The 23,056-nt window shown below is 68.9% G+C and carries 20 protein-coding genes; 11 read left to right on the forward strand and 9 right to left on the reverse strand.

Annotation, left to right across the window (positions count from 1 at the left end):
- The first annotated feature begins 24 nt into the window (after positions 1-24).
- On the forward strand, positions 25-1,347 hold the full coding sequence (locus ROP_RS33590) for an alpha/beta hydrolase (protein WP_015890449.1): 1,323 nt from the start codon (positions 25-27) through the stop codon (positions 1,345-1,347).
- Between the two features lie 14 nt (positions 1,348-1,361).
- Here ROP_RS33590 and ROP_RS33595 read toward each other — a convergent pair whose 3' ends face one another.
- From ROP_RS33595 to ROP_RS33610, 4 genes are read right to left on the reverse strand one after another with little or no spacing between them, the layout of a single operon-like run.
- Entirely contained in the window at positions 1,362-1,619 is a 258-nt protein-coding gene (locus tag ROP_RS33595) for an HPr family phosphocarrier protein (RefSeq protein WP_005240765.1), read from the reverse strand.
- 49 nt (positions 1,620-1,668) lie between these two features.
- Entirely contained in the window at positions 1,669-3,774 is a 2,106-nt protein-coding gene (locus ROP_RS33600) for a PTS fructose transporter subunit IIABC (protein ID WP_015890450.1), read from the reverse strand.
- A gap of 16 nt (positions 3,775-3,790) precedes the next feature.
- Positions 3,791-4,771, reverse strand: a complete 981-nt coding sequence (gene pfkB, locus ROP_RS33605) for a 1-phosphofructokinase (RefSeq protein ID WP_015890451.1) — start codon at positions 4,769-4,771, stop codon at positions 3,791-3,793.
- Positions 4,768-5,535 (reverse strand): DeoR/GlpR family DNA-binding transcription regulator, encoded by a 768-nt coding sequence (locus ROP_RS33610; RefSeq protein ID WP_015890452.1) that lies wholly within the window; start codon positions 5,533-5,535, stop codon positions 4,768-4,770. Before ROP_RS33610 ends, pfkB begins: the two co-directional genes overlap by 4 nt.
- 197 nt (positions 5,536-5,732) lie before the next feature.
- Between ROP_RS33610 and ptsP the strand changes: the two genes are divergently transcribed.
- The 3 genes from ptsP to ROP_RS33625 all read left to right on the forward strand — a co-directional run bounded on the left by ptsP (position 5,733) and on the right by ROP_RS33625 (position 10,089).
- Entirely contained in the window at positions 5,733-7,403 is a 1,671-nt protein-coding gene (gene ptsP, locus ROP_RS33615; RefSeq protein ID WP_015890453.1) for a phosphoenolpyruvate--protein phosphotransferase, read from the forward strand.
- A gap of 82 nt (positions 7,404-7,485) precedes the next feature.
- The gene (locus tag ROP_RS33620; protein ID WP_015890454.1) at positions 7,486-8,820 is read left to right on the forward strand and encodes a uracil-xanthine permease family protein; all 1,335 of its coding nucleotides are present in this window, start codon (positions 7,486-7,488) and stop codon (positions 8,818-8,820) included.
- Positions 8,821-8,946: 126 nt separating this feature from the next.
- Entirely contained in the window at positions 8,947-10,089 is a 1,143-nt protein-coding gene (locus tag ROP_RS33625) for an acyl-CoA dehydrogenase family protein (RefSeq protein ID WP_043825891.1), read from the forward strand.
- A 117-nt stretch (positions 10,090-10,206) separates the two neighbouring features.
- On the opposite strand, the gene lexA is transcribed toward ROP_RS33625, so the two are convergent.
- Positions 10,207-10,938, reverse strand: coding sequence for a transcriptional repressor LexA (gene lexA / locus ROP_RS33630; RefSeq protein WP_015890456.1), 732 nt, complete (start codon positions 10,936-10,938; stop codon positions 10,207-10,209).
- Between the two features lie 288 nt (positions 10,939-11,226).
- Here lexA and ROP_RS33635 point away from each other — a divergent pair, with 288 nt between their 5' ends.
- Positions 11,227-11,724, forward strand: a complete 498-nt coding sequence (locus ROP_RS33635; protein WP_015890457.1) for a LysM peptidoglycan-binding domain-containing protein — start codon at positions 11,227-11,229, stop codon at positions 11,722-11,724.
- A gap of 180 nt (positions 11,725-11,904) precedes the next feature.
- Positions 11,905-12,369 carry a transcriptional regulator NrdR gene (gene nrdR, locus ROP_RS33640; protein ID WP_015890458.1) on the forward strand — a complete coding sequence of 155 codons (465 nt, stop codon included), beginning with the start codon at positions 11,905-11,907 and terminating at the stop codon, positions 12,367-12,369.
- Between the two features lie 65 nt (positions 12,370-12,434).
- On the opposite strand, the gene hrpA is transcribed toward nrdR, so the two are convergent.
- Entirely contained in the window at positions 12,435-16,322 is a 3,888-nt protein-coding gene (gene hrpA, locus ROP_RS33645) for an ATP-dependent RNA helicase HrpA (RefSeq protein ID WP_015890459.1), read from the reverse strand.
- A 70-nt stretch (positions 16,323-16,392) separates the two neighbouring features.
- Between hrpA and ROP_RS33650 the strand changes: the two genes are divergently transcribed.
- Positions 16,393-17,037, forward strand: a complete 645-nt coding sequence (locus ROP_RS33650; protein ID WP_015890460.1) for a Pr6Pr family membrane protein — start codon at positions 16,393-16,395, stop codon at positions 17,035-17,037.
- 97 nt (positions 17,038-17,134) lie between these two features.
- On the forward strand, positions 17,135-18,214 hold the full coding sequence (locus tag ROP_RS33655; protein WP_043826936.1) for an alpha/beta fold hydrolase: 1,080 nt from the start codon (positions 17,135-17,137) through the stop codon (positions 18,212-18,214).
- On the opposite strand, the gene ROP_RS33660 is transcribed toward ROP_RS33655, so the two are convergent.
- The gene (locus ROP_RS33660) at positions 18,176-18,559 is read right to left on the reverse strand and encodes a VOC family protein (protein WP_015890462.1); all 384 of its coding nucleotides are present in this window, start codon (positions 18,557-18,559) and stop codon (positions 18,176-18,178) included. The two genes, ROP_RS33655 and ROP_RS33660, sit on opposite strands and share 39 nt — an antisense overlap.
- Positions 18,560-18,715: 156 nt before the next feature.
- Between ROP_RS33660 and ROP_RS33665 the strand changes: the two genes are divergently transcribed.
- Together ROP_RS33665 and ROP_RS33670 are read left to right on the forward strand one after the other, a co-directional pair.
- Entirely contained in the window at positions 18,716-20,080 is a 1,365-nt protein-coding gene (locus tag ROP_RS33665; protein WP_015890463.1) for an MFS transporter, read from the forward strand.
- Positions 20,081-20,149: 69 nt separating this feature from the next.
- On the forward strand, positions 20,150-21,376 hold the full coding sequence (locus tag ROP_RS33670) for an aspartate aminotransferase family protein (RefSeq protein ID WP_043825894.1): 1,227 nt from the start codon (positions 20,150-20,152) through the stop codon (positions 21,374-21,376).
- Here ROP_RS33670 and ROP_RS33675 read toward each other — a convergent pair.
- Positions 21,340-21,642: a hypothetical protein gene (locus ROP_RS33675; protein WP_043825899.1), complete on the reverse strand. Its 303-nt coding sequence runs from the start codon at positions 21,640-21,642 to the stop codon at positions 21,340-21,342. The two genes, ROP_RS33670 and ROP_RS33675, sit on opposite strands and share 37 nt — an antisense overlap.
- Before the next feature lie 18 nt (positions 21,643-21,660).
- Here ROP_RS33675 and ROP_RS33680 point away from each other — a divergent pair, with 18 nt between their 5' ends.
- Entirely contained in the window at positions 21,661-22,377 is a 717-nt protein-coding gene (locus ROP_RS33680) for a hypothetical protein (RefSeq protein WP_043825902.1), read from the forward strand.
- On the opposite strand, the gene ROP_RS33685 is transcribed toward ROP_RS33680, so the two are convergent.
- A complete protein-coding gene (locus tag ROP_RS33685) occupies positions 22,363-23,043 on the reverse strand; it encodes a PhzF family phenazine biosynthesis protein (protein WP_015890466.1) in 681 nt (226 codons plus the stop codon). The genes ROP_RS33680 and ROP_RS33685 overlap by 15 nt on opposite strands.
- Positions 23,044-23,056: the final 13 nt, after the last annotated feature.

The raw sequence follows: 23,056 nt of genomic DNA on the forward strand, positions 1-23,056 counted from the left end.
GGCGGGGTGTGAATACTGGGCGCTGTGCACGTCCACGAGTTGTTGTCGCGTATCGCCCACCTGTCGCTCGTGCACGGTCGCGCCCGGGCCGCGTCGACGGCGGCCGTGGTGACGGGTCTCGTCGTGATGCTCGCGGTGACTCGCTGCGCCAGACCCCCGGTCGTCGGCGCCGCGGCGGTCGCGGTGCCCGTGACCGCCGGCATCGGGGGCGCCGTGTGGGCGGCGTACCGTCCGCTGCCCACCCAGATACCCCTCGCCGGGTACGCCTGGATCTGGCTCGCCGTCGGCGTGCTCGTCCTCGCCGGGGTGCTCGTGCTCCGGAAACCCGGAGTCCGGCGGTCCGTGGTGATCGCTGTGGCGGCTGCCGTGGTCGCGGCCGCGGCGGTGGGCCGGGTCGACGCGGAGGTCGGCGTCTTCCCGACCGTCGGCTCGCTGGTGGGGCACCGCCCACAGGCCAGTGTCCGGCCGGTGTCGTTCGGCGACGTCTCCGGGTTCGAGGACGCGGTGCAGTCGGGGATCCCGATGGACTCGGTGTGGACACGTCCGGTGCGCACACCCGGCTCCGGTGTGGTGACCGAAGTGGAGATCCCGGGCACCGAATCCGGATTCGCGGCCCGGCCGGCCGTGCTGTATTTGCCGCCGGCGTACCTGACGTCGCCCCGGGCGGTGCTCCCCGTCCTGGTGATGATCGCAGGACAGCCGGGGCGGCCGCAGGATTGGTTCAGCAGCGGGCGCCTGGCGTCCACGGTGGACGGGTACGCCGCACGGCATGACGGACTCGCGCCGGTCGTCGTGGTGGTCGACGCGCTGGGGTCGCAGGACGCGAATCCGCTGTGCCTCGATTCGGCGCTCGGCAACGCCGCCACCTACGTGGCTCACGACGTTCCCGCCTGGATCGAGACGTCCCTGCAGGTGTCGCACGATCCGGCGCAGTGGGCGATCGGCGGATTCTCCTACGGGGGGACGTGTTCGATCCAGCTGGCGGTGAACTATCCGGGGATATTCCCGACCTTTCTCGATTTCCTCGGTCAGGACGAGCCCTCGCTCGGTGATCACGCGGCGACGGTCGCGGCGACGTTCGGCGGCGACGAGCGGGCATTCGCGGCGGTCAATCCGGCCGACGTTCTGAAGACCCGGCGATTCCCGGAGTTGACCGGGGTGTTCGTCGCCGGGGCCGCGGACGACGAATACCGCCCGCAACAGCAGCGGATGTTCGCTGCCGCGCGGGCGGCCGGTCTGAACGTGCGGTACTACGAGCTTCCCGGGGGCCACGAGGGCGCGACCTGGAGTGCGGCACTCGAACGGGAGATGGACTGGACCGGCCGTCGGCTCGGGCTCACCAGCTGACGGCCGGTTGCCGGTCAGGCGTCGAGGTCGGCCGCCACCAGCTGGGCCACCTTCTCGACGGCGTCGGCGTCGTCGCTGGTGACGGTGACGTCGGTGCCCTTGGTGGCGCCGAGCGTCATGATGAGCAGCGCTGAACCGGCGTCCACCGGTTCGCTGTCCGCCACCGCCAGGGTGACGGGCACACCGGCGGCGGCAACCGCTTCGGCGATGACGGCGGCGGGACGGGCGTGCAGGCCGATGGACGAACCGACGGCGACTGTGGTGCTGGGCATGGACTCTCTCCTCTGTCGGTGGGGTTGATGCGGGTCGATCTGTTTTTTCTTACGCTGCGACTGTCGCAACGTCGGGGTCGAGTTCGGCGTCGGACGCGCCGGGCTTGATGAATTCCTTGGCGCCGACGACGCAGAGTGCGGCGACGACGACACCGGCGGCGAGCGCTACCAGGAACCACAGCAGGTTGCCGATGGCGAAGAAGACGAAGATTCCGCCGTGCGGTGCGCTGAGGGTGACGTCGAACGCCATGATCAGGGCGCCGGTGACGGCGCCGCCGGCCATCATCGAGGGGATGACGCGCAGCGGGTCGGCGGCCGCGAACGGGATGGCGCCTTCGGAGATGAACGCCGAGCCGAGCAGCCACGCCGCCTTGCCGTTCTCCCGTTCCGCCTCGCTGAACAGGCTGGGCCGCAGGACCGTCGACGCCAGCGCCATGGCCAGCGGCGGGACCATGCCCGCAGCCATCACGGCCGCCATGATCCGCAGCGAGGCAGGGTCGTTGACGTTGAGGCCGGCCACCGCGAACGCGTATGCCGCCTTGTTGACCGGGCCTCCGAGGTCGAAGCACATCATCAGGCCGAGGATGATGCCGAGGAAGATGACGGAACTGCCGGACAATCCGTTGAGCCAGTCCGTCAGGCCCGTCGTGATCGCGGCGAGTGGACGGCCGAGGACCAGGAACATGAGGGCGCCGACGATCAGCGTCGCGAACAGCGGGATGATCACCACGGGCATCAGGCCGCGCAACCACTGGGGCACCGGGATCCGGCTGATCCACAGCGCGACCACACCGGCGATCAGACCGCCGACGAGGCCTCCGATGAATCCGCCGCCGACGAAGACCGCCACCGCACCGGCGGTGAAGCCCGGCGCCAGGCCGGGCCGGTCGGCGATCGCGAAGGCGATGTAACCGGCCAGCGCAGGGACGAGGAAGCTGAACGCCAGCGAACCCAGCTGGAACAGCACCGCGCCCAGGTACGTCGTCAGGCCGCCGTCGGGGAGTTGGCCGAGAGAGTTGTTGAGGACGATGTCCTCCGCGGGACCGGAGATCTCGTACCCGCCGAGCAGGAATCCGAGGGCGATCAGCAGACCACCCGCGGCAACGAACGGGATCATGTAGCTGACGCCGGTGAGCAGCACCTGACGCAGGTGGGTGCCCCAGCCGACCGATCCGGCGGGTTCGTCCGTGGCGCCGCCTGAGCTACCCGCGTCCACGGTCGCGGCGGACGGGTTCATGCCCGCACGCAGCGCCTCGGTGATCATGGTGTCGGGCTCGTTGATCGCGCGTTTGACGCCTGATGCCACCACCGGCTTGCCTGCGAAACGCTCCTTGCCCTTCACCCCGACGTCGGTGGCGAAGATGACGGCGGATGCGCCCGCGATCACGCCGGCCGCGAGCGGTGTGCTGCCACTCGATCCCTGCGTCTCCACGTGGACGACGACGCCGGCGCGTTCGCCGGCGGCGACGAGGGAGTCCGCGGCCATGTAGGTGTGGGCGATGCCGGTCGGGCAGGCCGTGACCGCGACGATGTGCTTCGGCCCCGCTTCGGGCTCGGGTTCCTTCTCGACGGTGACCGGTTCGGGTTTCGCTGCCGGAGCCGCCGCCGCAGTCGCCGCGGGTGCAGCAGCAGCAGCCGCCGTCGCGGCAGCAGGTGCGGCGGCGGGTGCGGGTGCGGGTGCCAGGACGTCGTTCACCAGGGTGACGATCTCGCCGGGGGTCTTCGCGTCACGCAGCGCGCCGACGAAGGCCGGCCGCACCAGCGCCCGGGCGAGCGACGAGAGCAGCTTCATGTGCTCCGCACCGGCACCCTCGGGTGCGGCGATGAGGAACACCAGATCGGCGGGTCCGTCGGGGGCGCCGAAGTCGACCTTCGGGGCGAGCCGGGCGAATCCGAGAGATGCCGCCACGACGGCCTCCGAGCGGCAGTGCGGGATGGCGATCCCGCCGGGAAGTCCTGTCGCCGATTGGGATTCACGCGCCAGGGCGGCGTCGCGGAGAGCGTCCGCTTCGGTGGCGCGACCGGCGTCCGCCAGGCGCTGGGAGAGCGCGGTGATCACGTCCTCCTTGGTGGCTCCGAGGTCGGTGTCCAGGGAGATCAGATCTTCGCTGATGATCTGCGGCCCCGAATCGCGGTCGGGTGTCGAGTGAGACATGGTGTTTCCTTCTGGTTCAGGCCGGATCGGGGGCGGGGGAGCTGAGGGCGGTGACGGTGACGGCGTCGATGTCGACGTGTTCGGGGGTCGGCAGGGTGGTGCCCGGAAGGGCGGCCGCCGCGCTGCCGTAGGCGACGGCGGATCGGAGGCAGTCCGCGGGCGACGCGCCGGACATGTGCGCTGCCAGGTAGCCGGCCAGCGAGGAGTCGCCGGCGCCGACGGTGCTGCGGGCGACGATCGGTGGTGGCGTGGCCCACCAGGCGCCGGCCTCCGTCACGAGAACGGCGCCCGCGGCGCCCAGCGTGGCGAGGACGGCTTCAACCCCACGGTCCACGAGTTGCCTGCCCGCGTGGGCGGTGGCCGTCGGGTCTCCCCGCAACGCGGACTCCTCGAGCAGGTGCCCGTCGGCGCCGGTGAGTTGCGCGAGTTCCTCGCTGTTCGGTTTCACGAGGTCGGGGGAGGCTGCCGGGAACCGGTCCGCGAGTGCGAGCAGCGGGGCGTCCGACGTGTCGACGGCGACCCGGCACGGCGCCGAGCGCAGCGCCTCGACGAGCGTGGCGTACCAGTCGGTGGGAATGCCCGGGGGAAGGGAACCGGACAGCACCACCCATTCGGCCCGGGACCCGCGTTCGATGATCTCCGACTGCAGATCGGCGAGGGACCCGGCCGTCATCGTGACACCGGGTTCGTTGATCTTGGTGGTGGTGCCGTCGGGTTCGGTGATGGTGATGTTGGTGCGTGCCGCACCGGGCGTCGCCACGGTCACGTGCTCGATGCCGTGCTCGGACAGGGCGGCGAGCAGCGGGTCGCCCGCGTTGCCGGGCAGCACGGCGACAGCGTCGACTCCGGCGGACGTGAGTGCGCGGGCGACGTTGACGCCCTTGCCTCCGGGGTCGCTGTGGGTCGCGGCTGCGCGCAGGACGGTTCCCCGCTCGAGGCGGCCGAGCAGGTTGACGGTGCGGTCGATGCTCGGATTGGCGGTCAGCGTGACGATCATGCGATCACCACCTCGATTCCCTGGTCGTGGAAGTGGGCTCGATCTGCGGAACTGATCTCGGCGTCGGTGACGAGGATGTCGACGCTGTGGATGGGGGCGAAGCTGACGAGGTGCTCCCGGCCGACCTTCGACGAATCGGCGACCACGACGACGTGGTTGGCGCACCGGACCATCGCGCGCTTGACCGCGGCCTCCTCGGTGTCCGGGGTGGACAGTCCGTGGCCGACGCTGAGCGCGTTGGTGCCGATGAACGCGACGTCGACGCGAAGGACGTCGAGGATGCGCAGGGCCTCCTCGCCGACGGCGGCCTGCGTGATGCCGCGCACCCGGCCGCCGAGCAGGTGCAGGGTGACCGAGTTGAGTCCCGCGAGCCGGGCCGCGATCGGCACCGAGTTGGTGATCACGGTGAGGTCCAGATCGGACGGGAGTTCCGGGATGATGCGCCCGGTGGTGGTACCCGCGTCGAACAGCACGCTGCCACCGGACGGCGGCAGGTACGCGGCGGCGCGCTTGGCGATCCGGTCCTTCTGCTCGGCACGGGTGTGATCGCGCTCCGTCATGCCGGGCTCGGTGACGGTGAGGGAGGCCGCGGGCACGGCGCCGCCGTGCACGCGGCGGACGTGGCCGAGGCGTTCGAGCAGCGCGAGGTCGCGGCGCACGGTCTCGGTGGTGACGCCGAATGTGTCGGAGAGGTCGGCGACCGACATGCGCCCCCGCTGCGAGATCAGCGTGGTGACCGCTTGCTGGCGTTCTTCCGGATACACCGTGACCCCGTTCCTGTTCTCGTCGATGAAGTGTCCGGTGACGCGATCCGTTATGGTCTGCATCACACGAAATGTTGTGTCATGTTGTTTTACGCCCGAGTGTGTTGACATGTCAAGAGTTGAGAGTAATCTCCGTCACATAGTCGATTCGCATTTCCGACTGCGTGACGACAGAACGAGCCGGCCAGGAGGACCCGATGACCGAAGACCGTGAAATCGTGCGAGGTACGCCGGTGGTACCGGGCATTGCCTACGCGCCGGTGATCTGGCCGGCCCCGCGACCGGAGGTCGCACCGGGATCGGCCCGGATCGAGGAGGCGTCGCGCGATGCGGAGAAGGTCCGCTTCGAGGAAGCGGCCGCCGTCGTGTCGCAGCGACTCCGCGACCGTGCGGCGAGCGTCTCCGGCGCAGCGGCCGAGGTGCTGCAGGCGAACGCGGCGATGGCCGCCGACCGCGGCTGGCTCGGCGCGGCGCAGAAGCTGATCGCCGGCGGTACCCCGGCCGGGGAGGCGGCAGCCGAGGCCACCGAGCAGTTCGCCACCCTGTTCACCAAGATGGGTGGGCTGATGGCCGAACGCGTGACCGACCTGCGCGACATCCGCGACCGGGTCGTTTCCGAACTCCTCGGTCTGCCCGAGCCCGGCATCCCCGTGCCCACGACCCCGTCGATTCTCTGCGCCCAGGACCTCGCGCCCGCCGACACCGCCGGTCTCGATCCCGAGCTGATCGTCGGACTCGTGACCGTGCTCGGCGGCCCGACGAGCCACACCGCGATCATCGCGCGGCAGCTGGGCATCCCGTGCGTCGTCGCGGTGCGGGATCTCGAATCCGTGGTCTCGGGGACCCCGGTCCTCCTCGACGGCTCGGCGGGCGAACTCGTGATGGAACCGGACCCCGTCGAGGCCCGCGCAGCGGTCGAACACGGCCGCGCCGAGCGGCTCCGCATCCAGTCGTGGGAAGGGCCCGGCCGCACGAGCGACGGCCACGCCGTCTCGATCCTCGCCAACGTGCAGGACGGGGCCGGAGCGCGGTCGGCGTCCGGGACCGCCGCCGAGGGCGTCGGACTGTTCCGCACCGAGTTGTGCTTCCTGGACCGCGATTCCGAGCCCGGCGTCGACGAGCAGGCCGAGATCTACGGTGAGGTGCTCGACGCGTTCGCGGGCCGGAAAGTGGTGATCCGGACCCTCGACGCGGGATCGGACAAGCCGCTGCGCTTCGCCAACCACGCCGAAGAGGCGAACCCCGCGCTCGGGGTCCGTGGCATCCGCATCGCCGAACAGAACCCGGGGATCCTCAGCAGGCAACTCGATGCCGTCGCCGCCGCAGCGAAGCAGACGCAGTCGCAGCCGTGGGTGATGGCGCCGATGATTTCGACTCCCGCCGAGGCCGAATCCTTCGCGGCCGAGGTCCGTGCCCGCGGCCTGGTGCCCGGGGTGATGGTCGAGGTGCCGGCCGCAGCGCTGCTGGCCGACCGTCTCCTGCGTCACGTCGACTTCCTGTCCATCGGCACGAACGACCTCGCGCAGTACACGATGGCCGCCGACCGGATGTCGTCCGACCTGGCCTCGCTCACCGACCCCTGGCAGCCGGCCGTTCTCGCGCTCGTCGCGCGCACGGCCGAGGCCGGCGTCGCGGCAGGCAAACCGGTCGGCGTCTGCGGCGAGGCCGCCGCCGACCCACTGCTCGCCTGCGTCCTGATCGGACTCGGTGTCACGTCGCTGTCCTGTGCGGGTGCCGCCGTGTCCGGCGTGGGGGCGAAGGTGGGATCGGTCACCCTGGACGACTGCCGCCGGGCCGCCGAGGACGTGCTGGCCACGAGCGATCCCGCGGAGGCGCGGGCCGCGGCGGTGCGGGTACTCGGCGCCTAGTCCCGGATTCCTGCACCGGTTTTCCACGGGATTCGGTCGCGAGGGCGCGCAATTCGCAGATCGTGCATACGATTGGCCAACTGTGACGAAACGAGAAACCGGCGCATCCGACACCCCCGACGGTCCGGTCGGCTCTGCGGGTGCGTCCGCTCCCACACGGGCCTTCGGGTGGACGCTGCACGGCGACGGCAGGCGGATCGGCGAGGGCGAGGTGGTCGCTCCCGGCGAGCGCCTCACCTGGCCGCGCACGGTCGGAATCGGGATGCAGCACGTCATCGCGATGTTCGGCGCCACCCTCCTGGTGCCGACGATCACCGGGTTCCCGGTCACCACGACGCTGCTGTTCTCGGGGATCGGGACCGCCCTGTTCCTGATCGTCACCCGCGGTCGCATCCCCAGCTACCTGGGGTCGTCGTTTGCATTCATCGCGCCGCTGACAGCAGCGCAGAGTTCCGGTCCCGCAGCGCAACTCGGCGGTGTCGCGGCCGCGGGTCTGCTGCTGCTCGTCATCGGGATCGCCGTGAAACTGGCCGGGTCGCAGGTCATCGACGCGGTGATGCCGCCGGTCGTCACCGGCGCCGTGGTAGCGCTGATCGGGCTCAATCTCGCACCCACCGCGGTGGATTCGTTCGAGTCGCAACCACTGATCGCCGGGGTCACCCTGCTCGCGATCCTGCTCGTGACCGTCCTCGGCCCAGGTTTGCTGGGCCGCCTCGGCATCCTCGTCGGCGTCGTCGTCGGCTGGGTGCTCGCCGCCGTGATCGGCGGTCTCGCGGAGGAGCGGGTGACGGCGTTGCGGGACGCGGCCTGGTTCGGTGTGCCCGAACTGCGCGGACCGACGTTCGAATGGTCCGTGATCGCTCTGACCCTGCCGGTGGTGATCGTCCTGATCGCCGAGAACGTCGGCCACGTCAAGGCGGTGTCGGCGATGACGGGTCGTTCCCTCGACGACGTCGCGGGCGACGCCCTGGTCGCGGACGGGCTGGCCACCACCCTCGCCGGGTTCGGCGGCGGTTCCGGAACCACCACCTACGCCGAGAACATCGGCGTCATGGCCGCGACGCGGGTGTACTCCACCGCTGCTTACTGGGTCGCGGCCGCCACGGCCGTGGTTCTCGCGTTCTCACCGAAGTTCGGCGCCCTCGTGTTCACGGTGCCGAACGGTGTCATCGGCGGCGCCACCCTCGTGCTGTACGGACTGATCGGCGTCCTCGGTGTGCGGATCTGGATGGACGCCGGGGTCGACTTCACCGACCCCGTGAACCTCACCGTGGTCGCCGCGGCGCTCGTCGCCGGCATCGGCGACCTGACTCTGACGATCGGATCGGTGGAACTCGGTGGCATCGCGTGGGGTTCGGTGGGCATCCTCGTCGCCTACCCGGTGATGCGCCGGCTCGCGGGGTTCCGCAAGCCCTGACACCGTGACCGGACGGGTCACGAATCCCGATCACCTGGGTCATTCACCCCGTAGTTCCCCGCCTCTACCGTCGAACGAGACGTATCTCGAACGAGACGTAACAGACAGTTGATACGAGGAGTCGGCGTGGAGCGCACCCTGTTCGAACCGGAGCACGAACTGTTCCGGGAGTCGTACCGCAAGTTTCTCGCACAGCACGCCGAGCCGAACCACGCCAAGTGGGAAGAGCAGAACATCGTCGACCGCAGCCTGTGGGTCGAGGCCGGAAAGCAGGGATTCCTCGGCATGGCCGTGCCGGAGGAATTCGGCGGCGGAGGCGTGCGCGACTTCCGGTACAACGCGATCATCACCGAGGAGACGACCCGCGGCGGGTACAGCGGCATCGGCTTCACCCTGCACAACGACGTCGTCGCGCCGTACCTGCTCGAACTGAGCAACGACGAGCAGAAGCAGCGGTGGCTGCCCGGCTTCGCGTCCGGCGAGCTGATCACGGCGATCGCGATGACCGAACCGGGGACCGGCAGTGACCTGCAGGGCATCAAGACGCGTGCCGTGCGGGACGGCGACGACTGGGTCCTCAACGGTTCGAAGACGTTCATCACCAACGGCATCAACGCCGACCTCGTGATCGTCGTCGCGTGTACCGACCCCGACAAGGGGGCGCAGGGATTCAGCCTGCTGGTGGTCGAACGGGACATGCCGGGCTTCGAACGCGGCCGCAACCTCGACAAGATCGGGATGAAGGCGCAGGACACCGCGGAGCTGAGCTTCACCGACGTCCGCGTCCCCGCCGCCAACCTCCTCGGCGAGGAAGGCATGGGATTCCTCTATCTGATGAAGAACCTCCCGCAGGAGCGGCTGTCGATCGCCGTGGTGGCCGCCGCCGCAATGGAATCGGCGCTGGACATGACGATCCAGTACTGCCGCGACCGGAAGGCCTTCGGAAAGTCGATCGGCAGCTTCCAGAACACACGCTTCGTGCTCGCCGAACTCGCCACGGAGGCGACTGCCGTCCGGGTCCTGGTCGACAAGTTCATCGAACTGCTCAACGACGAGAAGCTGTCGGTGCAGGAAGCGGCGATGGCCAAGTGGTGGACCACCGAGGCGCAGGTCCGGCTGATCGACCGGTGTCTGCAGCTGCACGGCGGTTACGGGTATATGAAGGAGTATCCGATCGCGAAGGCGTACATGGATTCTCGGGTTCAGACCATCTACGGCGGGACCACCGAGATCATGAAGGAGATCATCGGTCGCGGACTGAATCTCTGAGGCGGTACGACCTGCGTATCGGCAACGAACTCCGGCCTCCGGCCGGACCGGGGTGGATGCGAGTGGGCCCCCAGGGCGATCGCCTGGGGGCCCACTCGTGCCTGCTGACAGTAGCGACTAGATCTTGCGCATGACGGTGACGACCTTGCCCAGAATGGCGGCGTCGTTGCCCGGGATCGGATCGAACAGCGGGTTGTGCGGCATCAACCACACCTCGCTGTCGGTGCGCTTGAACGTCTTGACGGTGGCCTCGCCGTCGATCATCGCTGCCACGATGTCCCCGTTGTCCGCCACGTTCTGCTGACGGACCACTACCCAGTCGCCGTCGCAGATCGCGGCGTCGATCATCGACTCGCCGACGACCTTGAGCAGAAACAGTGAACCCTGGCCCACTAGCTCACGGGGGAGCGGGAAGACGTCCTCGACCGCTTCCTCTGCGAGGATCGGGCCACCGGCGGCGATCCGGCCGAGCACCGGGACGAAGGTGGGCTCCGGCAGGGGTGCGCTGTCGGTGCCGGACTTGACCGCCGCCAACCCGACCGCGGCGCCGGCGTTCGCCGCGGCGCCCGCCGCGACCTCGTCGAGTCCCCGCACGTCGACGGCGCGCGGACGGTTCGGATCCCGGCGGAGGAAGCCCTTCCGCTCCAGCGTCCGCAGCTGATGGGCGACGGACGAGGTGGAGGTGAGCCCCACCGCGTCGCCGATCTCGCGGATGCTCGGCGGGTAACCGCGCTCGTTGACCGACGTGCGGATCACCTCGAGGACACGACGCTGCCGGTCGGTCAACCCGGCGGCGGAGCCACCGCTCACACGTGGAGTCGAACCGTCGGTCGAGCTGTCGTCCTTCATGGCGAGGTGCCTCCGTCTGTGTGTGGATCTTCTCGGTCTGGGTCGCATGTGACTGCTGTGCCGCGTGACACGAATCTATCCCGCTTTCCTCGGAGTTTCAAACATCTGTTCGACACGTGTCGCGAGAAGTAGAGACATTGTCGGAGGGGCGTGGTAGAAATCGAACATGTGTTCTTTCGAACGGGTGATCGAACACCGGCTCCGGATCGGTTCGCCACCGGTTCGGTAGCGCGTACGGCAGTTCTCGACATCGAAGTTTCGACACGGATACGAGCAGCGGAGGTACCGATGAGCAACGCAGTTCTCCATCGGCAGGCAGTGCTGAACCGGCAGGCACTCGAACGGGGTGTCGTCCGGTCCGGTGCCGCACGGGCGTACCGCACCGAACCGCGTCGCCGGCGCACCGACGGGGAGTTGCGCCGTCCGTCGTCCGGCGCCGTCGCGTACCGGCCGTCCCATACCGGCGTCTCCCGCGCCGATCACGAACGTGGGGCGAACGATGTGAGCTGGCGGACGGTGCTCGCGGGTGTCGTGATCACGGCCGGGGTGTTGTGCGGGCTCTTCGGAGTGGCCCAACTGGCCGCCGGCGGCACTGTGAGCCACTCGGCGGCCACCGAAGTCGTGCAGGTGCGGCGGGGCGAGAGTCTGGCCGCGGTCGCTGCGAGGATCGCACCGGAAACGCCGGTGGCGCAGGTGATCGAGCGGATCATGGAGCTCAATGCCATGTCCAATTCGGCGCTGCACCCGGGTCAGAGTCTGATCGTCCCGTCGTCCGCGACCCGGTGACGGGGGTGGCTCTGCATGACTGTCCCGTCGGGTGGCCGAGTAGTCTCGGAGGCTGTCAGTCCCACCACCGCGTGTGGTCGCGTCGAGATCGTGCATCCGCTGCGTGAATCCGTTTTCGTCGGTTCGCCATCGGGGGAGGCGAACAGTTGCGGCCACGACGGCTACGACGAAGGAATCGCCATGCACTGCCCGTTCTGCCGGCACCCCGATTCACGTGTGGTCGATTCGCGCGAAGCCGACGAGGGACAGGCCATCCGCCGCCGCCGTTCGTGCCCCGAGTGCGGTCGACGATTCACCACCGTCGAGACCGCCGTCCTGTCGGTGGTCAAGCGCAGTGGGGTCACCGAGCCGTTCAGCCGGGAGAAGGTGGTGCGGGGTGTCCGCCGCGCCTGCCAGGGCAGGCAGGTCGACAACGACGCACTGAATCTCCTTGCCCAGCAGGTCGAGGACGCGGTCCGCGCATCGGGTTCCGCCGAGATCCCGAGCAACGAGGTGGGCCTCGCCATCCTCGGTCCGCTTCGCGACCTCGACGAGGTGGCGTATCTGCGGTTCGCGTCCGTGTACCGGTCGTTCAGCTCCGCCGAGGACTTCGCGCGTGAGATCAAAGAGCTACGCGAACACCGCGAGTCCCGGGACGACGCCTGAGCCCGAGTCAGCGCACCTTCTGCATAGCGCTGCGAGTCAGCGCACCTTCTGCATAGCGCTGCGAGTCAGCGCACCTTCTGCATTGCGCTCAGCACCCGTTTCTCGGAGACCGGGATCGGGGTTCCGAGTGTTTGCGCGAACAGGCTGACGCGCAGTTCCTCGATCATCCAGTGGATCGCGTCGACTTCGGGTGAATGCTGCCGTTCCTCCGGCAGGCCGGCGAGCATGCGTTCGTATCCGGCGTACACCCGATCGAGGGCATCCATCCCCTTCTGGTCGCGCGGTGCGCTCCCGGGCAGGGCTTCGAGACGTGCGACGGCGGCCGCGAGGTAGCGGGGCAGTTCGCGGAGACGGGTGGCGCCGATGTCGGCGACGAATCCGGGAAAGAGCAGCGACTGCCGTTGTTCACGCACGTCGTCGGCGGCCTCTCCGGTCGCGCGGTCCAGCACGACGGCGAGTCGGTGGTCCGCCTCGAGCACGGGTGACACGAGTCGCACGAGGACTGCCACGGTCCGGGCCATCTCCGCGCGCGCTTTCGCGACGAGAGCGTCGAATTCCTGCGGTGTGCGTACGGAGGTGCCGTGTGCGGCGATCAACTGGTTCGCGGCGGCGGTGCGGCAGTCGTCGATCAGGGCGTCGAGGCTGCCGTCGGGGTTCTGCCCGAGCGCCAGTCGCTGCGCGTTGCTCAGGCCGGACGTCACCGTCTTCGCCTGGGTGGGAACGGCGGCCAGCAGCAGGCGGCGCGTTCCGTCGCGCATCGCGGCTCGCTGGGCGGCGGCGGTGCTGAGGACGCGGACGGCGACACCGTCACCCTCGGGGACCAGGGCGGGGTAGCCGGTGACCTTCTGCCCCCCGAGTTCGCGTGTGACGGTGGCCTCGAGGGTACCGAGGGTGGCGGGTGTCCACGTGAGTGCGGGGGGCCGCTCCGAGTTCGACGCCGCCTTCGCCACCTCCACCTGGACGCGGGGGGCGAGCGACTTGCGTAGCGACGCGAGGTCCTTGTTCCGGCCGAGGACGGCACCCTTCTCGTCCACGGCGACGAACGTCATGCGCAGGTGGTCGGGGAGTGCCGTGACGTCGAAATCCTTGGGATCGATGCGGCAGGCGCCGAGCCGGGACAGTTCGCGTGCCATCGCCGTGGTGAGCGGTTCGGAGCGGGGTTTCACCGCGGCCAGTGCGGCGGCCGCGAAGTCCGGTGCCGGAACCACCTGTCGGCGAAGGGTTTTCGGGAGCGTCTTGATCAGCGCGGTGACCAGGTCGACGCGCATACCGGGGACCAGCCAGTCGAAGCCGACGGGGCGCAGCCCCGCGAGCAGCGCGATCGGGATGCGGGCGGTGACGCCGTCGTCTTCGTTGCCGGGCTCGAACTGGTAGGTGAGCGGGACCTGCATGTCACCCTGACGCCACGCGTCGGGGTATTCGCCGCCGAGTACCGCGGCCGAATCGGCGTTGACGACCGTCGACTGGGTGAACGTGAGCAGATCCGGATTTGTGCGGCGGGCGACTTTCCACCAGGAGTCGAAATGCCGGGCGGAGACCGCCTCCGGACCCACGCGCTGGTCGTAGAAGTCGTAGAGGGTGTCGTCGTCGACGAGGATGTCGCGCCTGCGGGCGCGGTGCTCGAGTTCTTCGACGTCCTCCAGGAGTGCGCGGTTGGCGTGGAAGAACTTGTGCTGGGTCTGCCATTCACCCTGCACCAGGGCGTGGCGGATGAACAGGTCCCGGGACGTCTCGGGGTCGATGGTGCTGTAGGTGACCGCACGCCGGGCGACGAGAGGGATCCCGTACAGTGTCACGCGTTCGTAGGCCATGGCGGCGCCGCGTTTCGATGACCAGTGTGGTTCGGAGTACGTCCGTTTCACGAGGTGCGGCGCCAGCTTCTCGGCCCATTCGGGTTCGATCCTGGCCGACATCCGCGCCCACAGCCGGGATGTCTCGACCAGTTCGGCGGCCATGACCCATCGCGGCGGCTTCTTGAACAGGCTCGAGCCGGGGAAGACCGCGAATCGGCTTCCGCGCGCCCCGAGGAAGTCTCGTTTGTCACCCTCGCGCAGCCCGATGTGCGACAGCAGTCCGGCGAGGAGAGACTGGTGGATGGCCGCTTCGCCTGCCGGGGTTCCGGTGGTTTCCCAGCCGAGACCCCGGGTGATCTGGCGGAGTTGACCGTGCAGGTCCTGCCATTCGCGGATGCGCAGCCAGTGCAGGAATTCGTTGCGGCACATCTTGCGGAACTGGTTCGACGACAACTCGTTCCGCTGCTCGCGCAGGTACTTCCACAGTTCGAGGAAAGCGAGGAAGTCGGAATTCTCCACGGTGAACCGGGCGTGCTTCTCGTCGGCCGCCTGCTGGAACTCGGCGGGACGTTCGCGCACGTCCTGGATGGAGAGGGCGGCGACGATCACGAGCACCTCGGACAGGCAGCCGTTCCGGTGCGCCTCGACGAGCATCCGGGCCATGCGCGGATCGACGGGGATCTGCGCGAGTTCGCGTCCGACCGACGTGAGGACGGGTTGCTCGTTCTGGGCTTTCCGTTCGATCGCTCCGAGTTCCTCGAGCAGGCCGATGCCGTCGCGGACGGCGCGCGGGTCCGGCGGCTGCACGAACGGGAACGCGGCGACGTCGCCGAGGCCGAGTGCCGTCATCTGCAGGATGACGGACGCGAGGTTGGTGCGCAGGATCTCCGGCTCCGTGAACGCGGGCCGGGACTCGAAGTCCTCCTCGGAGTACAGGCGGATGCAGATGCCTTCGGCGACACGGCCGCAACGACCGGAACGCTGGCGGGCGGAGGCCTGCGAGATCGGTTCGATCGGCAGGCGTTGCACCTTGGTGCGCACCGAGTAGCGGGAGATGCGGGCGGTGCCCGGGTCCACGACGTACCGGATGCCGGGCACGGTGAGGGAGGTTTCCGCGACGTTCGTCGACAGCACGACCCGCCGCCCGGTGTGGGGGGTGAACACCTTGTGCTGTTCCGCAGCCGACAGTCGTGCGTACAGGGGCACGATCTCGGTGCCGCGCAGTCTGCGGTCTCGGAGGGCGTCGGCGGTGTCGCGGATCTCCCGTTCGCCGGAGAGGAAGACGAGGATGTCGCCGTCGCCCTCGCCGGAGAGCTCTTCGACCGCCTCGCACACCGCGTCGACGGGGTCGCGGTCGAACGTCTGCTCGCCGACCTCCACCGTGAGCGGGCGGTACCGCATCTCGACGGGGAACGTGCGCCCGGACACCTCGACGATCGGCGCGGGCACGCCGTCGGCGGCGAAGTGTTCCGCGAAGCGTTCCGGGTCGATCGTCGCCGACGTGATGATCACTTTCAGATCGGGCCTGCGGGGGAGCAGCTGCCGCAGGTATCCGAGGATGAAGTCGATGTTGAGGCTGCGTTCGTGGGCCTCGTCGATGATGAGGGTGTCGTATCGGCGGAGCATCCGGTCGCGCTGGATCTCGGCGAGCAGGATTCCGTCGGTCATCAGCTTCACCAGCGTGCCGTCCGACACCTGGTCGGTGAATCGCACGGTGTAGCCGACGGTCTCGCCGAGTTCGCTGTGGAGTTCCTCGGCGATGCGTTCGGCGACCGTCCGGGCCGCGAGACGGCGGGGCTGGGTGTGTCCGATGAGCCCGCGGACGCCACGGCCGAGTTCGAGGCAGATCTTCGGGATCTGCGTCGTCTTGCCGGATCCCGTCTCGCCGGCCACGATGACGACCTGATTCTCGGCGATCGCTTTCGCGATGTCGTCGCGGCGCCGGCTGACCGGCAGTGCGTCGGGGTAGTCGATCGTGGGGACGCTGCCGAGTCTCCGGGTGACGCGGGCGCGTGCGGCGTCGATTTCATCGGACAGGGAGGCGAGGGCGTCGGGAGTGCGGGCACGGTCGAGTCGCCGGCGGAGCCGGTGTTCGTCGCGCAGAGTGAGTTCGCCGAGGCTGTTCTTCAGTTCCCGCCGGCTGGGTGCTGTGGTGGACATGCTGGACCCCAGCCTAGCCAACCCGGTGGAACACCCTGTGCCGCGCCCGCCCGTGTGCCAACATCGGCGGATGGACGCCGCCGTCGTCACGGAGCTGCGAGGTCAGAGGATCGTTCGGGTTCTGCGGGCGGTCTTCGCCGCCTACGGGCTGATCGCGTTGCTGTGGATTCCGCTCCGCAACGCCGGCAGCGACGATTTCTCGACGGCGAACTACCTCAGCTATTTCACCATCGAGAGCAACATCCTCGCCGTCGTCGTCCTCCTGGTCGGCGCGATCCGGGATCCGCAGTCGCGGCGCTGGCAGTTGTTCCGCGGTGCGACGACGCTCTACATGGTCATCACCGGAATCGTGTACGCGGTGCTGCTGGCGAACATCGACGTCATGCTGCAGGACGGCTGGATCAACGCGGCCCTGCACCGTCTGCTGCCGCTGGTCCTGCTGCTCGACTGGGTGGTCGCCCCGTCCCGGGTGCGGATCTCCGACGCCCAGAGCCTGGGCTGGCTGGTCTTCCCGGCCGTCTACGGCGCCTACTCCCTGTTCCGCGGCCCGATCGTCGACTGGTACCCGTATCCGTTCCTGGACCCCCGGGGTCAGGGGTACCTCCAGCTGGCCGTCACCGCAATCGTTCTGCTGCTGGCGATGGTGTTGATGGCGCTCGCCGTGAACGCGGTGGGACGCCTCGGTGCGCGCCGCCGGTACGGCGACGACCGGTAGCGGCGAAGCTGCGCGCAGCCGCATCGTGGACCGCGCTATCCTCCACACGACAGGCGTCCACGCGATCATCCGTGACTTCGGCAACGGCTGGGAGACTATGTTCGACGAGTTCGCAGGGGAGACCTTCGACCTGCTCACCCGCGACCGCGGCAGTGTCGTCGCCGCCGACGACGGGGTACCACTGGCGGTGCGCGAGGTGGGTCCGGCGTTCGCCCCGCTGACCGTGGTGTTCGTCCACGGCTTCTGCAATCGGATGACCGGCTGGCACTTCCAGCGGGTTCAGCTCGAGGAGGCGTGGGGCCCGACCATCCGCATGGTGTTCTTCGACCTGCGCGGCCACGGCAATTCCGGGGTGCCCCGGCGGGACACGTGCACCATCCCGCATCTCGCGCAGGACATCGACGCGGTCATCCGGGCGCTGGTGCCGGAGGGGCCGATCGTGCTGGTCGGCCACTCGATGGGCGGTATGGCCGTCCTCTCGTACGTCGGCCGGAATCCCGATCTGATCGGTTCCCGCGTGGTCGGAGTGGGTCTGATCGCCACCGCCGCGGAGAAGCTCGGTGACGTCGGGCTCGCGCGCACCCTCAACACCCCCGTCGTCGCCGGATTCAGCACCGCCGCCCGTCACCTGCCCCGGGTGGTCCAGAGCGGTCGCGGCGCGAGCAAGCGGGTGCTGGCGCCGATCCTGAGGTCGGCCTCGTTCGGTGACCGCAGCATCAGCCCGGCGATCATGTGGCACTCCGAGCAGATGATCAACGACACGTCCCTCAAGACGCTCGTCGACTTCCTGCCGTCGTTCAAGAATCACGACGAGACGGCGGCGGTGCCGTTGCTCGCCCCGATCGAGACGCTCGTCGTGTGCGGCGACCGCGACCTGCTGACCCCGTTCCGGTATTCGAAGGCCATCGCCGGGCATCTGCCGGACGCGGAACTGGTGAAGGTGCCCGGTGCGGGACACATGGTGCAGCTGGAACGTGCGCAGCTGGTCACGGACGCGATCGATCGGCTCCTGATCCGGTCCGTCGAAACCCTGCCCACACCGAGTGCCTGGAGCGAGTGGGTGCGGGTGGCCACGGACTACGTGGACCACGTGCGGCACTGGGTCGCCCACGGCGGGCCCGCCGCCTGGTGGCGCGGGCTACGGGGCCGTCCCGTCGTCGGCCCCACGTTCCGGTAACACGCAGAATTCGTTGCCGTCGGGGTCGGCGAGCACTACCCAGGGAACCTTCGGGTCGTCGCCGAGCCTCCGGGCACCGAGTGCGAGGAGCCGCTGCACTTCCTCGTCCCGGGAACCGGACGACGGCGCGATGTCGAGGTGCAGGCGGTTCTTCCCGGACTTCCGATCGTCGACCGGCTGGAACACGAGCGACGTCGCCCCCGGCGCGCCCGCTTCGACGTACTCGCGCCCGTACGCGTCCGTCCACCGGCGGGTCGACGGATAGCCCAGGGCCTGGCACCAGAATCGGGCCAGTGCTTCCGCATCACGGCAGTCGACGGCGATGGCGATGATTCGGCTGGTCATGGGTTGCGGATACCCGCGCGACGGCGGCCGCACACCGCCACGGTGACGGCGCAGGCGGGCCCCGGCGGGGCGTCCGTAAATGGCAAACTCGCGACAACACGTGCCACTCGGGACACAATGAGGGAACGCGAAAACCGGCCCGAGGAGGCGGGATCTATGGCATCTGCGACTTCGCCAGACGAGCAGGAAACGCTCCCACCAGGTGTTCTCCGACGCGCGATCGCGGCGTCGGCGATGGGCAACGCCACCGAATGGTTCGATTACGGTGTCTACGCGTTCACGGTGTCGTACATCTCGGCCGCGTTCTTCCCCGGCGACACCGGTTCGGCCACCCTCTACGCGCTGCTCGTGTTCGCGGTGTCCTTCGTCGTGCGACCGCTCGGCGGTCTCGTGTGGGGGCCGCTGGGTGACCGGCTCGGACGCCGTCAGGTGCTGGCGCTGACGATCATCCTGATGGCGGGTGCGACGTTCTGCGTCGGTCTCGTGCCGAGCTACGACGTCATCGGGTTCTGGGCGCCCCTGCTGCTGGTGCTGCTGCGCATGATCCAGGGCTTCTCGACCGGCGGCGAATACGGCGGCGCGGCAACGTTCATGGCCGAATACTCGCCGGACCGCAAGCGCGGCTTCTGCGGAAGTTTCCTGGAGTTCGGCACCCTCGGCGGGTACGCGCTCGGCGCGATCGTGGTTCTGACGGTGGAGTTGTTCTCCAGCGATCCGTTCATGTCCACCTGGGGCTGGCGTATCCCGTTCCTGATCGCCGGGCCGATGGGCCTGATCGGCCTGTACCTGCGGACGAAGCTCGAGGAGACCCCCGTTTTCCGGGAACTGGACGCGGAAGGCGCGGTGGAGTCGGACACGACCCACGAGTTCAAGGACCTGATCACCGAGTACTGGAAGCCCTTGCTGCTGCTCGGCGGACTCGTCATCGCGTTGAACGTCACCAACTACACCTTGCTCAGCTACATGCCGACATATCTGGAGACACAGATCGGGCTGACGTCCACCGCGTCGCTGACCCTGTTCATCGTCGGGCAGATCGTGATGATGGCGGTCATCCCGTTCGCGGGCGGGTTATCGGACCGGGTGGGCCGAAAGCCGTTGTGGTACGGCTCGCTGGTGGGACTGATCGTGCTCGCCGTCCCCATGTACCTGCTGATGCGCCAGGGTTTCGGATGGGCGATCCTGGCCTTCGCGGTGCTCGGTTTGCTGTACGTCCTGCAGCTGTCCACGATCTCGGCGACGTTCCCGGCGATGTTTCCGACACACGTGCGGTTCGCGGGGTTCGCCATCGCGTACAACGTGTCGACGTCGCTGTTCGGTGGCACGGCTCCCGCGGTCAACGAACTGCTCATCGAATGGACCGGCAACACCCTCATGCCGGCGTTCTACATGATGGCCGCGTGCGGGATCGGACTCGTCGCGCTGTACTTCGTGGCGGAGACGGCGGGCGCGTCGATCCGCGGTCGTGGGATCCCGGGCATCGACACCAAGCCTCACCCCACCGCGCTGGCGCAGAAGTGACGCGCCACGATCCTTTCCAAGCGCGCCGTGGCATAGTCGGCTCGGGTGGGGTTTCACGAAGGGATCAGCATGGCGTCGGCACTGTGGCACGGATTCGCGGACATGGGTGCAGTGGAACAGAAGGGCGCCTTCGTGGTGTCCCGCGGCGAGGGTGCGTACATCTGGGACGATCGCGGCAACCGTTACCTCGACGCGACGGCGGGTCTGTGGTTCACGAACGTGGGGCACGGCCGCGCGGAGATCGCGGACGCCGTCGCGGAGCAGTTGCGGACCGTGGCCCATTTCTCGAATTTCGGTGACTTCGTTCCCGAGACGACCGCGACGCTGGCCGATCGGCTCGCGGCCATCGCACCGGTGCCGGGCAGCAAGATCTTCCTCACCTCGGGTGGTTCGGACTCCGTGGACACGGCGGCCAAGCTCGCCCGCCGCTACTGGCACGAAATGGGCAAGCCGTCCAAGACGATCGTGGTCGGCCGTCAGAAGGCCTACCACGGGATGCACGTGGCGGGAACCGCGCTGGCGGGAATCCCCGCCAATCGCGAGGGCTACGGCGAATTGATGCCCGACAGCGCCACCGTCGCGTGGAACGACGCCAAGGGACTGCTCGAGCTGATCGAGAAGGTGGGTGCGGACACGATCGCCGCGTTCTTCTGCGAGCCCGTCATCGGCGCGGGCGGCGTGTACCTGCCGCCGGAGGGCTACCTCGCGGAGGTCCGCGACATCTGCCGCGAGCACGACATCCTGTTCGTGGTCGACGAAGTGGTCACGGGATTCGGCCGCATCGGCGGCGACTGGTTCGCGTCGACGCGATTCGACCTCCAGCCCGACATGATGACGACGGCGAAGGGCCTCACCTCCGGGTACGTCCCGATGGGTGCGGTGTTCATCGCCCCGCGCGTGGCCGAGCCGTTCTTCGCCGGCGGGGTCTGGTGGCGGCACGGGTACACCTACGGTGGGCACGCGGGTGCCGCCGCGGCGGCTCTCGCCAACCTCGACATCATCGAGCGCGAGAACCTACTGGCGGAGTCCAAGCGACTGGAGTCGTCACTGCACGAGTACCTCGCGCCCCTCGCCGACCATCCGCGAGTCGAGGAAGTGCGCAGCGGTCTCGGTGCGGTTGCGGCCGTGCAACTGGCCGATCCGGCGGAAGCGCTCCCGTTCGTGAACACGTTGCGTGAACACGGGATCTCGGGGCGCGCCGCCGGTCAGGGCGCCATGCAGATCTCGCCGGCGTTCGTGATGACGGACGAGCAGGTCGCTCAGCTCGCAAACGGGATCCGCCGGGCCCTGGGCTGATCGGTTCCGGTGCCCCGCCTGCGAAAGCGGTGCAGGGCACCGGTGACCCGGTCCCGCCACGTGGGCGGGGTCAGGTCGATCTCCTGCTGCCCGTCGTGCGCCGCGTACGCACGGGTGTAGCGCTCGTGGAGGCGCGCCCGAACCTCGTCGGGCGTGTACGCCTTGCGTTGTCGATCCGCTCGCACCGCGACGACACCGGTCGCGGCGACACCCACCACACCGGCGAGTCCGAGAAGTTTCCACCATTGCCTGCCACGCGGTCGCATCCTTCTAGGCTAGGGCCCATGGACGCGCCACGGCACACGGACGCACGACGACACGGATCCACCATCGACCTCGACGCCGCGGTCGAGGTCACCCGCACCGGCGACATCTGGATCTTCCGCGGAGAGTCCCCGGCCGACAGGGCCATTCAGACGCTGACGAACAGTCCGGTCAACCACGTCGGCATGTCGGTGGTCCTCGAGGACCTACCGCCGCTGATGTGGCACGCCGAGCTCGGGCATTCGTTGCAGGACATGTGGACGGGCCGGTTCCAGCGGGGTGTGCAACTCCACGACCTGCGCGCCGCGGTCCAGGTGTGGGGTGCGCGGTACGGGCAGCGGGGATGGCTGCGTCAGCTCGCCGAACCCGCGACACCGCAGCAGGAGGACGCGCTGCTGCGGGCCATCGCGCGGCTTGACGGAACGCCGTTCCCGTCCACCGCGAAACTCGCGTCGCGGTGGTTCGGCGGGCGGCTGCCCAGGTCGCGCCGTCGCCGGGAGCAGTCGGCGAGCCTCGAAAGCGCCTATTGCGCCGAGGTGGTTGCGCAGACGTACGAGGAGATGGGTCTGATCAGCGGGCGCAGGCGCACCAACTGGTACGACCCCGGCAAGTTCTGGAGCGGCGACCGGCTTCCCCTCGCTCCCGGTGTGACGCTGGGCCGGGAGATCGAGGTCGGACTGAGCGAGTCCGATCTCGCCGCGGGGCGGAGCAGGCGGTCGCCGTCAGAGGGTGCGTGACTTCTCGGGGTGTACCCGTCCGCCGACCTCGATCCAGCCGGCGGGGTCGTATGTGGTGCGCAGCTCGGACCCTTTGCCCTGGGTGATCAGGAGCGCGTGCCGCAGGTGCGCGGTGATCCGGACGGCAGCTGCTCCGGTGGCCTCGTCCTCGGTGATGCCCATGTCCGGGGCGAACATTCGCGACCGGATCGAATGCTCGACCTTGTCGGTCCAGGCCCACAGGTAGTGGTGCCCGGCGCCGAACTTCTTCGGGTCGGCAGCCTGAACCTCGCGCACGCTGCCCATGGGGTACAGCGAGAACTCCGGCGCCCACTCCGGCCGGGCCCGCACCCAGGTGATAGCGCCGGAACGCCGGGTGGTGACGGGGCCGGCGGGGACGTCGAGTGTCGTGACGGCGGCGCCGCGTTCGTGCAACCACCAGGACAGTCCGACGATGGGATGTCCGGCGAAGGGCAGTTCGGTGGTGGGGGTGAAGATCTGGGCACGCGCGTGCTCGTCACCGGGCCCGGGGAGGTCGACGAAGATCGTCTCGCTGTATCCGAGTGTGGCGGCGACGGACTGCCGATCCTCGGGTGGGACGGCCGAGGAGTCGACGATGCCGAGCGGATTGCCGTGGCGTCCTTTGTCGTCGGTGAACACCCGGACGACGTCTACGTGGATGGGCATTGACGCACCTTAT

The organism is Rhodococcus opacus B4, assembly GCF_000010805.1.
Classification (GTDB): domain Bacteria; phylum Actinomycetota; class Actinomycetes; order Mycobacteriales; family Mycobacteriaceae; genus Rhodococcus_F; species Rhodococcus_F opacus_C.

What these genes read in the sequence shown, in the direction of transcription:
- ROP_RS33595 (WP_005240765.1), bottom strand. Translation starts at nt 1,619, where the DNA reads ATGCCCAGCACCACAGTCGCCGTCGGTTCGTCCATCGGCCTGCACGCC.
- ROP_RS33600 (WP_015890450.1), bottom strand. Translation starts at nt 3,774, where the DNA reads ATGTCTCACTCGACACCCGACCGCGATTCGGGGCCGCAGATCATCAGC.
- pfkB (WP_015890451.1), bottom strand. Translation starts at nt 4,771, where the DNA reads ATGATCGTCACGCTGACCGCCAATCCGAGCATCGACCGCACCGTCAAC.
- ptsP (WP_015890453.1), top strand. Translation starts at nt 5,733, where the DNA reads ATGACCGAAGACCGTGAAATCGTGCGAGGTACGCCGGTGGTACCGGGC.
- lexA (WP_015890456.1), bottom strand. Translation starts at nt 10,938, where the DNA reads ATGAAGGACGACAGCTCGACCGACGGTTCGACTCCACGTGTGAGCGGT.
- ROP_RS33635 (WP_015890457.1), top strand. Translation starts at nt 11,227, where the DNA reads ATGAGCAACGCAGTTCTCCATCGGCAGGCAGTGCTGAACCGGCAGGCA.
- nrdR (WP_015890458.1), top strand. Translation starts at nt 11,905, where the DNA reads ATGCACTGCCCGTTCTGCCGGCACCCCGATTCACGTGTGGTCGATTCG.
- hrpA (WP_015890459.1), bottom strand. Translation starts at nt 16,322, where the DNA reads ATGTCCACCACAGCACCCAGCCGGCGGGAACTGAAGAACAGCCTCGGC.
- ROP_RS33650 (WP_015890460.1), top strand. Translation starts at nt 16,393, where the DNA reads ATGGACGCCGCCGTCGTCACGGAGCTGCGAGGTCAGAGGATCGTTCGG.
- ROP_RS33655 (WP_043826936.1), top strand. Translation starts at nt 17,135, where the DNA reads ATGTTCGACGAGTTCGCAGGGGAGACCTTCGACCTGCTCACCCGCGAC.
- ROP_RS33660 (WP_015890462.1), bottom strand. Translation starts at nt 18,559, where the DNA reads ATGACCAGCCGAATCATCGCCATCGCCGTCGACTGCCGTGATGCGGAA.
- ROP_RS33665 (WP_015890463.1), top strand. Translation starts at nt 18,716, where the DNA reads ATGGCATCTGCGACTTCGCCAGACGAGCAGGAAACGCTCCCACCAGGT.
- ROP_RS33670 (WP_043825894.1), top strand. Translation starts at nt 20,150, where the DNA reads ATGGCGTCGGCACTGTGGCACGGATTCGCGGACATGGGTGCAGTGGAA.
- ROP_RS33675 (WP_043825899.1), bottom strand. Translation starts at nt 21,642, where the DNA reads ATGCGACCGCGTGGCAGGCAATGGTGGAAACTTCTCGGACTCGCCGGT.
- ROP_RS33680 (WP_043825902.1), top strand. Translation starts at nt 21,661, where the DNA reads ATGGACGCGCCACGGCACACGGACGCACGACGACACGGATCCACCATC.
- ROP_RS33685 (WP_015890466.1), bottom strand. Translation starts at nt 23,043, where the DNA reads ATGCCCATCCACGTAGACGTCGTCCGGGTGTTCACCGACGACAAAGGA.